The sequence below is a fragment of the Micromonospora globosa genome (assembly GCF_000717585.1).
GTDB lineage: Bacteria > Actinomycetota > Actinomycetes > Mycobacteriales > Micromonosporaceae > Micromonospora > Micromonospora aurantiaca.
In genome coordinates this window covers 229,399-243,258 of sequence record NZ_JNZR01000005.1, presented here as the reverse complement: position 1 = coordinate 243,258, position 13,860 = coordinate 229,399, and the positions used below count along the sequence as shown (strand labels likewise).

Below are 13,860 nucleotides of genomic sequence, written 5' to 3'. Positions count from 1 at the left end.
CCTCCCGCCCCCCTCTCCCGGCCCCCCACCCCCCGGCCCTGCCGCGTTGATCATGAAGTTAGCGGCAGTCAGGGAGATCGAAAATGCCGCCAACTTCATGATCAACGCGAGGAGGGCTGGGGGCGAGAGGGTGGGGGTCAGAGGCCGGAGAGGCGCTGGCCGGCTCGGACGACGGCCATGGCGTGGCGTTCGCCGGGGCGGCGGCCGAGGCGCTCGATCGGGCCGGAGATGCTGATCGCGGCGATCACCCGCCCGGTGCGGTCCCGGATCGGCGCCGAGACGCTCGCCACACCCGCCTCCCGCTCGGCGACGCTCTGCGCCCAGCCGCGCCGCCGCACCTCGGCCAGCGTGCGGCCGGTGAACTTGGAGCGGGGGAGCAGCGGCATGACCGCCTCCGGTGGCTCCCAGGCGAGCAGGATCTGCGCCGCCGAGCCGGCGGTCATCGGCAGCACCGAGCCGACCGGGACGGTGTCCCGCAGGCCGCTGGCGCGCTCGGCGGCGGCCACACAGATCCGCTCGTCGGCGCGGCGCAGGTAGAGCTGGGCGCTTTCGCCGGTGGCGTCCCGTAGCGCGGCGAGCAGCGGCTCGGCGGCGGTCAGGAGCACGTCCGGGGCCGCGTTGGCCAGCTCGCCCAGGCGTGGACCCGGGCGCCAGCGCCCCTGGGTGTCCCGGACGAGCATCCGGTGGATCTCCAGCGCCTGTGCCAGCCGGTGCGCGGTGGCCCGGGGCAGCTTGGTGCGTTCAACGAGTTCGGCCAGGCTGGCGCCGTCGACACAGGCGGCCAGGATGACCACCGCCTTGTCGAGAACGCCGACACCGCTCATACTGTGTCCCACAAGCCGAAATTTACCTCCCAGAATTTAGGATGTCCAGATGGTGGGAGTCACTCAACCGAGGACCCTGGCCGAGAAGGTCTGGGACGCACACGTGGTCCGCTCCGCCGCCGGCGAGCCGGACCTGCTCTTCATCGACCTGCACCTGTTGCACGAGGTGACCAGCCCGCAGGCGTTCGACGGGCTGCGTCTGGCCGGGCGCGGGGTCCGCCGTACCGACCTGACGATCGCGACCGAGGACCACAACACCCCGACCGGGTACGACGACCCGGCCTTCCGTTCCCGGCGCGGCGACCTGCTCACGATCGCGGACCCCACCTCCCGCACCCAGATCGAGACGCTGCGCCGCAACTGCGCCGAGTTCGGTGTCCGCCTGCACCCGCTGGGCGACGAGAACCAGGGCATCGTGCACGTCATCGGCCCGCAGCTCGGCCTCACCCAGCCCGGCATGACGATCGTGTGCGGCGACTCGCACACCGCCACCCACGGCGCGTTCGGGGCGCTGGCGTTCGGCATCGGCACCAGTGAGGTCGAACACGTGCTGGCCACGCAGACGCTGCCGCAGGCCCGCCCGAAGACCATGGCCGTGAACGTCGTCGGCGAGCTGGCGCCCGGCGTCACCGCCAAGGACCTGGTGCTCGCGCTCATCGCGCAGGTCGGCACCGGCGGCGGGCGCGGTCACATCGTCGAGTACCGGGGCGAGGCGATCCGCGACCTCTCGATGGAGGGCCGGATGACGATCGCGAACATGTCCATCGAGTGGGGCGCCAAGGCCGGCATGATCGCGCCGGACGAGACCACGTTCGCGTACCTGAAGGGGCGGCCGAACGCGCCCCAGGGCGACGACTGGGACGCGGCGCTGGAGTACTGGCGGACGCTGCCCACCGACGAGGGCGCGACCTTCGACACCGAGGTCACGCTCGACGCGAGCCGGATCACGCCGTTCGTCACCTGGGGCACCAACCCCGGGCAGGGCGTGCCGCTGGGCGCGACCGTGCCGGACCCGGAGGACTTCGTCACCGAGCCGGAGCGGGTCGCCGCCCGCCGCGCGCTGGAGTACATGGACCTCACCCCGGGCACCCCGATGCGCGACCTCGCCGTGGACGTGGTGTTCGTCGGCTCCTGCACCAACGGCCGCCTGGAGGACCTGCGGGCCGCCGCCGAGGTGCTGCGCGGGCATCGGGTCGCCGACGGCGTACGCATGCTCGTGGTCCCCGGCTCCGCCGCGGTCCGCGAGGCGGCCGAGATCGAAGGGCTGGACAAGGTCTTCACCGACGCCGGCGCCGAGTGGCGCTTCGCCGGCTGCTCCATGTGCCTGGGCATGAACCCGGACACGCTGAAGCCGGGCGAGCGCTCCGCCTCGACCTCCAACCGCAACTTCGAGGGCCGCCAGGGCCGGGGCGGGCGTACCCACCTGGTGTCCCCGCCGGTCGCCGCCGCCACCGCCGTGGTCGGCCGGCTGGCCGCCCCCGCCGACCTGTAGAAGGGCAGCCGACATGGACAAGTTCACCACCCACACCGGCACGGCCGTGCCGCTGCGCCGATCCAACGTGGACACCGACCAGATCATCCCCGCCGTGTACCTCAAGCGGGTGACCCGGACCGGATTCGCCGACGGTCTGTTCAACGCGTGGCGGGAGGACCCGTCATTCGTCCTCAACGATCCCGCCCATTCGGGTGCGTCGATTCTGATCGCCGGCCCCGAGTTCGGCACCGGATCCTCCCGGGAGCACGCCGTCTGGGCGCTGCGGGACTGGGGCTTCCGGGCCGTCATCTCGCCTCGCTTCGGCGACATCTTCCGCGGCAACGCGCTCAAGGAAGGTCTCCTTCCGGTCGAGCTGGAATTGAAAGCCGTGGAAGAACTGTGGGATCTCGTGGAATCCGAGCCGACCACGCCGATCACTGTCGACCTCGCCGCCCGTCAGGTCCACGCCGGTGACGCCACCTGGGCGTTCCCGCTGGACGACCACAGCCGTTGGCGGCTGATGGAGGGCTTGGACGACATTGGACTCACCCTCCGGCACGAGGCCGAGATCAGCGCGTACGAGGCCGCCCGGCCGGCGTTCCTGCCCTCGATCGCCTGACTTCCAGCGCTATTCGCCCCCACCGGTGCGTCCGGTGGGGGCGAATCCGTTGCGACACAAGGGCTTTTTTCCACCGAATGTTTGTGTCCAGGCAGCACAGGGCATACCGTGCGCGCAGAATGGCTCGCGTCGAGTCAGTTGCACAATCGGGAGGAAGTCGTGAACAAGGCCGAGCTCATCGAGGCGCTCGCCGTTCGCCTGGGGGACCGGAAGACGGCGACGGCCGCGCTCGACGCGGTTCTCGCTGAGGTCCAGGCGGCGGTCACCAAGGGCGAGAAGGTGGCGATCACCGGTTTCGGAGCGTTCGAGAAGCGCGTCCGGGGAGCCCGAACAGCGCGCAATCCGCGTACCGGCGAGGCGGTGAAGGTCAAGAAGACCTCCGTCCCGACGTTCCGGGCGGGCGCGGGCTTCAAGGAGATGGTGGCCAGCGGCAAGGTGCCGAAGGACACCGCCGCCGCGAAGAAGACCACCGGCGCCGCGAAGAAGACCACCGCGGCGAAGACCACCGCCGCCGCGAAGAAGACCACGGCGGCGAAGGCCACCAAGACCACCGCGACCAAGAAGGCCGCGCCGGCGAAGAAGGCCGCCGCGACCAAGACCACGGCGGCGAAGAAGACGACCGCGGCGAAGTCCACCGCGGCGAAGAAGACCACCACCGCCAAGAAGACGACCGCGGCGAAGTCCGCCACGGCCAAGAAGACCACGGCGGCGAAGAAGGCGCCCGCGAAGAAGGCGCCGGCCAAGAAGGCCGCCACCCGGCGCTGACCGGACGGCCCACGAAAGGGCGCCCACCGTTCGCGGTGGGCGCCCTTTCGCATGGGTACGCGTTGACCGCCCACCGCCGCGCCCCGCAGAATCGCCGTGCCGAAAACCCCCGTCGGTCACGAGAAGAGGCGCCGTGCGGCACCGTCACCTCTCCACCCTGGCGCTCGCGCTGGGTATCGCGATTCTGCTGGACGTGCTGCGGGTCTGGCTGCCGTCGATCATCACCCTGTTCGGCCAGGCCGCCGAGACACCAGCCGAACTGCTCGGCGCGTTCGCGCTCGGCTGGTTCCTGCTCGCCCTCGCCGCGCCCACGCTCGTACGCCGCATCGGTGCCGGCCCGGTCGGACTCGTCGCCGCGGGTGTGCTGGCGGTTGCCCGGCTGGCGCTCACCGCGCAACCCGGCGGCCCGGCCCAGCTCTGGCTGGCCTGCGCCGGGCTGCTCGCCGGCCTGGTCTGGCTCGCCGCCGTCGCCGCTTCCGTGCCCCGGCCGGTCGCCGGGCTGGCGCTCGGCCTGGCCGGGAACGCGGTCGGGCACGCCCTGCTCGGCACCGAGGATCTGGTGTGGCGCGGCGGTGTGCTCGCCTGGAGCCTGAGCGCCCTGCTGGTGCTGGCGTTCCTGGCCGCCTCGGTGGCGGTACGGCGGGAGCGGACAGCCGCTCCGGTACGCGGCGACGCGGCGCGGACGGCCGTCCCGGCGGCGGATGTGGCGGACGGCGACGCCGGGCGGCGCGTGCCGACCTCGGGCCGTAGAGCCTGGTTGCTGTGCGGGCCGGCGCTGCTGCTGGCCGGGCAGGTGGCGCTCGCCCCGGCGCTCTGGAGCGCCGCCGCCGGCACCGGATCGCCTGATTTCCCCGGCCTCGCCCGCGCCGGCAACGGTGCCCTTCCGGGTGCGCTCGCGGTGCTGCTGTTCCTCGCGGCGGCGTTGTTCCGGGCACCGGCGCGCGTGGCGCGGGTGCTGTGGCCGCTGGCGCTGCTCACCGGGTCGGTGCTGTTCGTGACCGGGCTGCTCGTCCCGGCGTACCTGCTCACCGCCGCCGGTCTCGGCGGCTGCCTGGCCCTCACCGACACGACCGACGACGGGCGGGCGGGGGCGCGGCGGGGGTGGGCGGCGGTGCTCGGGATGCTGGTGTTCGCGGTGGCCACGGTGGCCTACTACGCCGCCTACGACCTGGGGTACCCCAACGGCTGGGCTCCGGTCGCCACGGCCGTCCTGGTGGCTCTGGTGGCGGCTACGGCACCTCTCCGCCCCGGGCCGACGCCGTCCGGTGCGGCATCAGCCGGCCCGGCGCTGCCCGCAACGGTCCGGGTCGCGGCCCTGGCCGGGCTCACCGCGCTGGCCGGGCTCGCCGCCGTGCTGCACGTGCCGCCCGCGCAGGCCCGGGCCACCACGACACCGGCGGCGGTACGCGTGGCCGCGTACAACATCCGGATGGGATTCGGCCTGGACGGCCGGCTGGACGTGGACGCGGTGGCCCGGGAGCTGCGCGGCGCGGACGTGGTGCTGCTCAGCGAGGTCGACCGGGGCTGGTGGCTCAACGGCGGCCACGACACGCTGGCGTTGGTGGCCGCGCGGCTGGGGATGCCGTACGTTTTCGCGCCCGCCGCCGACCCGGTCTGGGGCGACGCGGTGCTCAGCCGCTTCCCGATGCGCTCCGGGCAGACCCGGCGGCTGACCGCACACGGCGCGCCGACCGGGGCGCAGGCCCTCGGCGTCACGCTCGACCTCGGCGGCCGGGAACTGGCGGTGGTGGCCACGCACCTGCAACCGCCGCCCGGCCGGGATCCGGTCGAGCAGGCGGGCGAGGTGGCCGCGTTCGCCGGCCGGTACGCGAACGGCCGTCCACTGGTGCTCGGTGGTGACCTGAACACCGAGCCGGACGACCCGGCGTTCGCCGAGTTCACCCGCTCCGGGCTGGTGGACGCGCTGGCCGCGGCCCGGCCGCTGCGGACCAGCCCGGCCGACGATCCGCGCACCCAGATCGACCACGTCTTCGTGTCGCCGGGCCTGACCGCCACCGAGGTACGCGCGCCGCGCACCGAGGCCAGCGACCACCTCCCGGTGACGCTCACCGTCACGCTGCCCTGAGCCGCCGGACAACCGGTACCCGCCGCGCGGCCGCGGCCCGCCTCACAACCGGTCGGGAAGGACCAGCCGGTCACCGGCGAACGGCAGCAGCCAGCCGCCGCCCTTGGCGGTGGTGAAGTCCTCGTCCACGCGGCCGGTGAGCCGTTCCAGCGCGCCCGGGATCACCTTGCCCTGGCTGCACACGACCACCGTCCCGGCGGCCTGCGCCAGCGCGGTCAGCCGGGCCGCGGCAGCGAGCGCGCACTCCTCGACCTGCTGGCCCGGCGCCGGTTCGTCGAAGTCGCCGCAGACCTCGATCGGCAGGTCCAGCCGGGTCGCCGCCGGGTCCAGCGTCTGCACGCAGCGCCGGGCCGAGGCGGAGAACAGGCGGGCCGGGCGGACCAGCGCGACGAGCGGGACCAGCGCCCGTGCCTGCGCCCACCCCTGTTCGTCGAGCGGGCGGCCGTGGTCCGGGCCGGTCCAGGTGCCGCGCTTGCCGGCGTGCGCGTGCCGGACCAGCAGCACCGTGGCGGTGACCGGCGGCAGCGCCGCGAACGCGGCGATCACCTCGGCGTCGTGCGGGTAGCTGACCCGGCGTACCGCGTCGTCGACCGGGAACCAGACCACGTCGTCGACCTCGGTGCCGGGCTGGAAACCGCCGGTGCCGGCCGCCCGCATGGACCAGTAGTCGACCGCCTTGGCGAGACCCTCGCTGCGGTAGCGGACGGTGGGCAGGCGTACCTGCGGCACGGCGCGTACGTCGGACTCCTCGGCCACCTCGCGGACGGCCGCCACGAGCGGGTGCTCGCCGCGGTCCAGCTTGCCCTTCGGCAGCGACCAGTCGCCGTACCGGGGGCGGTGCACGAGGCAGACCTCGACGCCGGCCGGACCCGGGCGCCACACCACGCCGCCCGCGGCCCGGATCCGTACCGGTTCGTCGTCGCTCACCCGCTCACCGTATGCCCGCCCGGCACGCGCCACGGTCAGTCCGCCCGGCCGCCGACCCGGCGCAGCAACAGATCCTGGAGGTGGGTCAGCCGCACGTCGCCGTCCCCGGTACGCCGGTGCCAGGTGCCGTCCGCGGCCAGCTCGAACGCGTCCACGTCGGGATCGAACGCGGCGGTGAGGACGTGGTCCAGTTCGGCCCGGGCCACCGGATCGCTCACCTGCACCAGCGCCTCGACCCGGCGGTCCAGGTTGCGGTGCATCAGGTCGGCCGAGCCCATCCAGAACTCGGCGTCGCCGTTGTTGCCGAACCGGAAGATCCGGGAGTGTTCCAGGAACCGGCCGAGGATCGAGCGGACCCGGATGTTCTCCGACAGCCCCGGCACGCCCGGCCGCAGCGTGCACATGCCCCGGATCAGCAGGTCCACGTGCACGCCGGCCCGCGACGCCCGGTAGAGCGCGTCGGTGATCTCCTCGTCCACCAGGGAGTTCACCTTGAACTGCACGAGCCCCGGCATGCCCAGCCGGACGTGCTCGATCTCCCGGTCGATGCGTTCGATCAGGCCGCTGCGGATGCCCTGCGGCGCCACCAGCAGCCGCCGGAACGCGGTCTGCCGGCTGTAGCCGGTGAGCACGTTGAACAGGTCGGTCAGGTCCGCGCCGATCTCCGGGTCGGCGGTGAGCATGCCGAAGTCCTCGTAGAGCCGGGCGGTCTTCGGGTGGTAGTTGCCGGTGCCGATGTGGCAGTAGCGCCGGATCTGGTTGCCCTCCTGGCGTACCACCAGCGCGGTCTTGCAGTGCGTCTTGAGCCCCACCAGGCCGTAGACCACATGGCAGCCGGCCCGTTCCAGCGTGCGCGCCCAGCCGATGTTCGCCACCTCGTCGAAGCGCGCCTTCAGCTCGACCAGCACCACCACCTGCTTGCCGGCGGCGGCCGCGTCGACCAGCGCGTCCACGATCGGGGAGTCGCCGCTGGTGCGGTAGAGCGTCTGCTTGATGGCGAGCACGTTCGGGTCGGCCGCGGCCTGCTCGACGAAGCGCTGCACGCTCGTCGCGAACGAGTGGTACGGGTGGTGCACCAGCACGTCGCCGTCGCGCAGCGTGGCGAAGACGCTGCGCGGCACCTCGCCCTCGGCCAGCCGCGGATGGGTGGCCGGCACGAACGACGGGTCCTTCAGGTCGGGCCGGTCGGCCTCGCCGTACACCTGCCACAGCGCGGACAGGTCGAGCAGGCCGCGGACCCGCAGCACGTCGTGGCCGTCCATGTCCAGCTCGCGGACCAGCAGCTCCAGCATGTGGTCGGAGATGGACGCGGCGACCTCCAGGCGTACCGGCGGGCCGAACCGGCGCCGGGCCAGCTCCCGTTCCAGCGCCTGGAGCAGGTCCTCGTCGCGGTCCTCGTCCACCTCCACCTCGGCGTTGCGGGTCACCCGGAACAGGTGGCACTCGACCACCTGCATGCCGGAGAACAGCTGGCCGAGGTGCACCGAGATGAGGTCCTCGACCGGCAGGAACCGCACGCCCTGCTGGTCGCGGTGCACCCGGACGAACCGGGGCACGTTGTTCGGCACCTTGACCCGGGCGAACAGCTCCGAGCCGCCGTCCGGGTCGCGCACCGACACGGCCAGGTTCAGCGACCGGCCCGAGATGTACGGGAACGGGTGCGCCGGGTCGACCGCCAGCGGGGTGAGCACCGGGAAGATGTGCTCCCGGAACCAGGTGCGCAGCCGCTCCCGCTCGGCGTCGTCCAGGTCGCTCCAGCGCAGGATGCGGATGTCCTCGGCGGCGAGCTTCGGCAGCACGTCGTCGACCAGGCAGGTGGCGTGCCGGGCGACCAGGCCGGCGGCCTTCTCGGTGATCAGGTCGAGCTGGGTGCGCAGCGGCAGCCGGTCGCCGCCGCGTACCGGCAGGCCGGCGGAGAGCCGCCGCTTCAACCCGGCGACCCGGACCATGTAGAACTCGTCCAGGTTGCTGGCGAAGATGGCCAGGAACTTCGCCCGTTCCAGCAGCGGGGTGCGCGGATCCTCGGCGAGCGCCAGCACCCGGGCGTTGAAGTCGAGCCACGACAGCTCCCGGTTGAGGAAGCGGTCCTCCGGCAGCGGCGGCGCGGTCGGCGGACCGGCGTCCGCGGCGGTCTCGCCGGCCGGGCCGGGGCCCTCCACCGGGTCGAGCGGCTCGTCCAGGCCGGTCGCGCCGGCCGCGTCCGGGTCGGCGCCGAGGCGCTCCTCCGGGGGCCGGGTCTGGCGGAACCGCCCGTCTGGGCCGCGGGTGGGGCGGCCGTTGCGGGGCGTGCCGGGGTCGAGGATCGGCGGCGGGCCGTCGGGGTGCTCGCGAGGGGTGCTCACCACCTCATGATTCCCCGATAAGGGTGAACGGAAAATGAACTCGGGCCAGGTTGTTCACGCCATCGTCGGCAAGGTCACCCGGACCACCTCGCCGTCGGCGTCCCGCTCGATCCGGACACGCTGCCCCAATCGGAGCAGCCGTAACCCGGAGGCGTCGAACGCGCGGGCCGGGAACGCCAGCTCGGTGCCGTCGTCGAGCAGCAGCACGCCGCTGCGGGTCGACGCGTCGTAGGTGGCCACCGTCCCCTGCATGCCAGCACCGTACCGGACCGCTCCGGCGACCCGGGCCAGCAGCGCGGCGGTGCGCGGCCCCACGCCCAGCCCGGCGGCGTCGGCCAGGTCCGCCGGGGTGTCCACGTCCCGGCGCAGGCTGGGCCACTCCCCGGCGAGCGGCAGCGCCCCGCTCGCCGCGTGGGCCGCGGCCGAGCCGGGCCCGAACTGCGGCGCTAGCGGCGCACCGGCCGGCGCGGCGAGCAGCACTGTGCCTCCGCCCGGGGCATCAGCCACGAACCCGCGTACCCCCTGGGTGGCCCGCAGCGCGGCGGCCAGGTCGGCCGGTCGCAGCGCGGGCAGGTCGGCGGTCAGGCCGGCCACGGCGGAGCGCGACCCGGCGACCGCCGCGCCGTGCCGGAACGCCGCGTTCAGGCCGCCGCCGGGGTCGGCGGCGACGCGGGCGCCCGCCGCGCCGGCTGCCGCGGCCACCCGCGGGTCGTCGGTGACCACGAGCACCCCGGCCACCGCCGGGCACGCCCGCACCGCGCGCAGCGTGTCGGCCGCCAGGGCCAGTGCCAGCTCCTCATGGGGTACGCCGGGCAGCGCGCCCCGCAGACGGCTCTTCGCCGCCCCCAGGCGCTTCACCGGCATCACCACGGTCCAGCGGGCCTCAGACACGCCGACCATCCTGCCAGCGGGAGCGCCGGTACCCGCACTGGCCGCAGCGGGGGCGAACAGGCATGATTCTGTGCCGGGGCGCGTGGGCGGATCGAGGAGGCACTGTGGCACGGCGGAGGCTGGGGTTCTGGCGACGACTCGCCGTGGTGCTGGTGAAGCCGCTGATGACGGTCTGGACCCGGCGCACCTGGCGGGGCATGGAGCACCTGCGCCGCGACGGCGGCGTGATCCTCGTGCCGAACCACATCTCGCACGCCGACCCGCTCGTGGTCGCGCACTACATCTACGACGCCGGGCGCTGGCCGCGCTTCCTCGGCAAGGCCAGCGTGTTCCGGGTGCCGGTTGTCGGCTGGATCCTGCACCGCTGCCAGCAGATCCCGGTCGAGCGGGGCACCGTCGAGGCGGTCAAGTCGCTCGACAAGCTCGTCGCCGCGCTGGCCGAGGGCGGCGCCGTGGTGATCTACCCGGAGGGCACCACCACCCGGGAGCCGGACCTGTGGCCGATGAAGGGCAAGACCGGCGCGGCCCGTCTGGCGCTGGCCACCGGCGCCCCGGTGGTCCCGATCGCCATGGTCGGCCCGGAACGGATGTTCGACCCGCGTACGGCCCGGTTCGGGCTGCGCCCGCGTACCCCGGTGACGGTGATCGCCGGGCCGCCGGTGGACCTGAGCCGCTGGGCCGGCGCCACGCCGACCCGGCCGATCCTGGAGGAGATGACGGACACCATCATGCTGCGCATCCGGGATCTGGTCGCGGAGATCCGCGGCGGCACACCACCGCCGCTCTGGCAGCGGCCCGCCCGCACCGGCACCCGGGAGGTCACCGAATGAGCGGGCACGTCGCCGTGCTGGGCGCCGGTTCCTGGGGGACCGCGTTCGCCAAGATCCTCGCCGACGCCGGGCGGGACGTGACGGTCCTGGCCCGCCGGGCCGCCGTGGCCGAGGCGATCCGGACCGGGCGGCACAACCCGGAGTACCTGCCGGGGATCCGCCTGCCCGAGCGGGTGACCGCCACCGGCGACGCCGCCGAGGCGATCGAGGGGGCCGAGGTGGTGGTGCTCTCGGTGCCCTCGCAGACGCTGCGCGGCAACCTCGCCGACTGGACGCCGTACCTGGCGCCGGACGCCACGCTCGTGTCGCTGATGAAGGGCATCGAGCTGGGCACCACCAAGCGGATGAGCCAGGTGATCACCGAGACCGCCGGGGTGCCCGCCGACCGGGTGGTGGTCGTCTCCGGGCCCAACCTGGCCCCGGAGATCGCCGCCGAGCAGCCGGCCGCCACTGTGGTCGCCGGCACCGACAGCCGCCGGACCGCGCTGGTGCAGGCGTCCATCCGGACGCCGTACTTCCGCCCGTACACGAACGACGACGTGATCGGCTGCGAGCTGGGCGGCGCGGTGAAGAACGTGATCGCGCTGGCGTACGGCATCGCCACCGCGATGGGCTTCGGCGACAACACCCGGGCCATGCTGATGACCCGCGGCCTGGCCGAGACCGCCCGGCTGGGCGTGGCGCTCGGCGCCGACCCGATCACGTTCGCCGGGCTGGCCGGCATGGGTGACCTGGTCGCCTCCTGCTCGTCGCCGATGGCCCGCAACCGCACCTTCGGCGAGCACCTGGGCCGGGGGGAGACGCTGGAGCAGGCCCAGGCGGCCACCCGGCAGACCGCCGAGGGCGTCAAGAGCTGCCTGGCCATCCGCGACCTGGCCCGGGCGCACGGCGTCGAGATGCCGATCACCGAGCAGATCGAGCGGATCTGCCACGAGGGGATGGATCCGCGCCTGGCGGTGGACGCGCTGATGAGCCGCACCGCCAAGCCCGAGTCGTACGAGTGAGCGGAGCCGGGATGACGAACGAGGACTGGGGCGACGGCACGCGCACCGTGCACGCCGGCCTGCCGGACGCGGCACCCGGCCAGCCGTTCCTGCCCGGCCCGGTCTTCGCCGCGCCGTACCACCTGGACCCCGAGCGCGGCCCGTCGGCGGCGGTGGACGGGTACGGGCGGCCCGACAACCCCACCCGGCGGCTGCTGGAGACGGCGATCGGCGAGCTGGAGGGCGGCGACTGCCGGGTCTTCGCCAGCGGCCAGGCCGCCATCACCGGGCTGCTGCTGACAGTGCTGCGCCCCGGCGACACGGTGCTGCTGCCCGCCGACGGCTACTTCTCGGTGCGCTCGTTCGCCTCGGACACGCTGGAACAGCTCGGCGTACGTGTGGTGCTCGTGCCGACGGCCGGGCCGTACCCGTCGTTCGACGGCGTACGGCTGGTGCTGCTGGAGACCCCGGCGAACCCCGGCCTGGACGTCGCCGACGTCGCGGCGGTGGCCGCCGCCGCACGCGCCGCCGGTGCGCTGGTGGCGGTGGACAACACCACCGCCACGCCGCTCGGACAGCGCCCGCTGGACCTCGGCGCGGACGTGGTGGTCGCCTCGGGCACCAAGGCGCTGACCGGCCACTCGGACCTGCTGCTGGGCTACCTGGCCACCCGGGACGCCGGGCTGCGCGACGCGGCGACCGCCTGGCGCAACGCCACCGGCGGGGTGCCGGGCGCGTTCGACTGCTGGCTCGCTCACCGCTCGCTGGCCACGCTCGACCTGCGGCTGGCCCGGCAGACCGCGAACGCGCGGGCGCTGGCCGACCTGCTCGCGGCACGCCCGGACGTCACCGGTGTGCGCTGGCCCGGCCGGCCGGACGACCCGGCGTACCCGGTCGCGTCGGTCCAGATGCGGCGCGTACCGGGCGTGCTCTCGTTCGACCTGGGCGACGAGCGCCGGGTGGCCCGGTTCCTCGGCGCCTCCCGGCTGGTGGCCGCCGCCACCTCGTTCGGCGGGCTGCACACCACGGCCGACCGGCGCGCTCAGTGGGGCGACGACACGACGCCGGGCTTCGTGCGGTTCTCCTGCGGCATCGAGGACACCGACGACCTGCTCGCCGACGTGACGGCGGCGCTCGACGCGGCGGGCTGACGGCGTGACGGCCACTGGGCTAAGGTGACGGGCAGCCACGGCCCGTGCGGCCCCGACCCGAGGAGGTGAGTCCGATCCACCAGCAGAGGACCGGCGCTCCCTCCGAGTCCGCGTCGCTTCGGGGCTGAGGCGACGCCGGGGGCGCCGACGAGCGCTTCCCGAAAGGCTTGCCATGGCATCCACCGTGTTCACCCCCGACCGTCAGGCCCTCGTCCGGCGGCTGCGCGCCGCCGGTTGCGTCTTCGCCGAGGACGAGGCGGAACTGCTGATCGCCGCCGCCGACTCCGCGCAGTCGCTGACCCGGCTCGTCGACCGTCGCGTCGCCGGCCTGCCGCTGGAACACCTGCTCGGCTGGGCCGAGTTCTGCGGGAGGCGGATCGCCGTCCACCCGGGCGTCTTCGTGCCGCGCGGTCGTACCGCCCTGCTGGTCGACGCGGCGGCGGCGCTGGCCGGGCCGGCGCCGGTGGTGCTCGACCTGTGCTGCGGCTCCGGCGCCGCCGCCGTGGTGCTGCACGAACGGCTGACGCCCCGCTGGCTGGCCGCCGCCGACATCGACCCGGTGGCGGTGGCCTGCGCGCGGCGCAACCTCGAACCGCTCGGCGTTCCGGTCTACCAGGGCGACCTGTTCGACGCGCTGCCGGCCGGCCGCCGCGGAACGCTGGACCTGGTGGTGGCCAACGCGCCGTACGTGCCGACCGCCGCGGTGGCCTCGCTGCCGGCCGAGGCGCGCCTGTACGAGGCGCCGGTCGCACTGGACGGCGGCACTGACGGTCTGGCCGTGCTGCGCCGGGTCGCCTCCGGCGCGGCCGAGTGGCTCGCCCCGGGCGGGCACGTCGTGGTCGAGTCGAGCGTCGCGCAGGCCCCGGAGCTGTGCGCCGCGTTCACCGCCGTCGGGCTGGAGCCGACGGTGGTCCGCGACGAGGAGCGGGAGGCCACAGCGGTCACCGCCCGCTGCCCCGGCTGACCGC

The 13,860-nt window shown here is 74.3% G+C and carries 11 protein-coding genes and 1 pseudogene; 8 read left to right on the top strand and 4 right to left on the bottom strand.

Annotation, left to right across the window (positions count from 1 at the left end):
• Nucleotides 1–137: 137 nt before the first annotated feature.
• Nucleotides 138–824 (bottom strand): IclR family transcriptional regulator, encoded by a 687-nt coding sequence (locus IF06_RS0108430; RefSeq protein ID WP_013284529.1) that lies wholly within the window; start codon nucleotides 822–824, stop codon nucleotides 138–140.
• A gap of 49 nt (nucleotides 825–873) precedes the next feature.
• On the opposite strand from IF06_RS0108430, the gene leuC reads away from it, so the two are divergent.
• From leuC to IF06_RS0108410, 4 genes are all read left to right on the top strand, one after another.
• Nucleotides 874–2,316, top strand: coding sequence for a 3-isopropylmalate dehydratase large subunit (gene leuC / locus IF06_RS0108425; protein ID WP_013284530.1), 1,443 nt, complete (start codon nucleotides 874–876; stop codon nucleotides 2,314–2,316).
• Nucleotides 2,317–2,329: 13 nt separating this feature from the next.
• Nucleotides 2,330–2,917 (top strand): 3-isopropylmalate dehydratase small subunit, encoded by a 588-nt coding sequence (gene leuD / locus IF06_RS0108420; RefSeq protein ID WP_013284531.1) that lies wholly within the window; start codon nucleotides 2,330–2,332, stop codon nucleotides 2,915–2,917.
• Between the two features lie 159 nt (nucleotides 2,918–3,076).
• On the top strand, nucleotides 3,077–3,682 hold the full coding sequence (locus IF06_RS0108415; protein ID WP_030270029.1) for an HU family DNA-binding protein: 606 nt from the start codon (nucleotides 3,077–3,079) through the stop codon (nucleotides 3,680–3,682).
• 133 nt (nucleotides 3,683–3,815) lie between these two features.
• Nucleotides 3,816–5,768 (top strand): endonuclease/exonuclease/phosphatase family protein, encoded by a 1,953-nt coding sequence (locus IF06_RS0108410; RefSeq protein WP_030270027.1) that lies wholly within the window; start codon nucleotides 3,816–3,818, stop codon nucleotides 5,766–5,768.
• 42 nt (nucleotides 5,769–5,810) lie between these two features.
• On the opposite strand, the gene IF06_RS0108405 is transcribed toward IF06_RS0108410, so the two are convergent.
• The 3 genes and pseudogenes from IF06_RS0108405 to cofC form a co-directional block, all read right to left on the bottom strand.
• On the bottom strand, nucleotides 5,811–6,728 hold the full coding sequence (locus tag IF06_RS0108405; RefSeq protein ID WP_052166137.1) for an NUDIX hydrolase: 918 nt from the start codon (nucleotides 6,726–6,728) through the stop codon (nucleotides 5,811–5,813).
• Nucleotides 6,729–6,730: 2 nt separating this feature from the next.
• Nucleotides 6,731–9,037, bottom strand: coding sequence for an RNA degradosome polyphosphate kinase (locus tag IF06_RS0108400; protein ID WP_030270023.1), 2,307 nt, complete (start codon nucleotides 9,035–9,037; stop codon nucleotides 6,731–6,733).
• A gap of 276 nt (nucleotides 9,038–9,313) precedes the next feature.
• A pseudogene (gene cofC / locus IF06_RS34250) lies at nucleotides 9,314–9,937 on the bottom strand (2-phospho-L-lactate guanylyltransferase); the annotation flags it as partial.
• 95 nt (nucleotides 9,938–10,032) lie between these two features.
• On the opposite strand from cofC, the gene IF06_RS0108390 reads away from it, so the two are divergent.
• The 4 genes from IF06_RS0108390 to IF06_RS0108375 all read left to right on the top strand — a co-directional run bounded on the left by IF06_RS0108390 (nucleotide 10,033) and on the right by IF06_RS0108375 (nucleotide 13,856).
• A complete protein-coding gene (locus IF06_RS0108390; RefSeq protein ID WP_013284537.1) occupies nucleotides 10,033–10,758 on the top strand; it encodes a lysophospholipid acyltransferase family protein in 726 nt (241 codons plus the stop codon).
• Nucleotides 10,755–11,762: an NAD(P)H-dependent glycerol-3-phosphate dehydrogenase gene (locus IF06_RS0108385; protein WP_013284538.1), complete on the top strand. Its 1,008-nt coding sequence runs from the start codon at nucleotides 10,755–10,757 to the stop codon at nucleotides 11,760–11,762. Before IF06_RS0108390 ends, IF06_RS0108385 begins: the two co-directional genes overlap by 4 nt.
• An 11-nt stretch (nucleotides 11,763–11,773) precedes the next feature.
• Entirely contained in the window at nucleotides 11,774–12,892 is a 1,119-nt protein-coding gene (locus tag IF06_RS0108380; protein ID WP_030270018.1) for a cystathionine gamma-lyase, read from the top strand.
• A 172-nt stretch (nucleotides 12,893–13,064) separates the two neighbouring features.
• Nucleotides 13,065–13,856: a putative protein N(5)-glutamine methyltransferase gene (locus IF06_RS0108375; RefSeq protein ID WP_030270017.1), complete on the top strand. Its 792-nt coding sequence runs from the start codon at nucleotides 13,065–13,067 to the stop codon at nucleotides 13,854–13,856.
• Nucleotides 13,857–13,860 lie beyond the last annotated feature (4 nt).

Coding starts and splice junctions, on each gene's coding strand:
- IF06_RS0108380 (WP_030270018.1), top strand. CDS start 11,774: ATGACGAACGAGGACTGGGGCGACGGCACGCGCACCGTGCACGCCGGC.
- IF06_RS0108430 (WP_013284529.1), bottom strand. CDS start 824: ATGAGCGGTGTCGGCGTTCTCGACAAGGCGGTGGTCATCCTGGCCGCC.
- leuC (WP_013284530.1), top strand. CDS start 874: ATGGTGGGAGTCACTCAACCGAGGACCCTGGCCGAGAAGGTCTGGGAC.
- IF06_RS0108375 (WP_030270017.1), top strand. CDS start 13,065: ATGGCATCCACCGTGTTCACCCCCGACCGTCAGGCCCTCGTCCGGCGG.
- IF06_RS0108385 (WP_013284538.1), top strand. CDS start 10,755: ATGAGCGGGCACGTCGCCGTGCTGGGCGCCGGTTCCTGGGGGACCGCG.
- leuD (WP_013284531.1), top strand. CDS start 2,330: ATGGACAAGTTCACCACCCACACCGGCACGGCCGTGCCGCTGCGCCGA.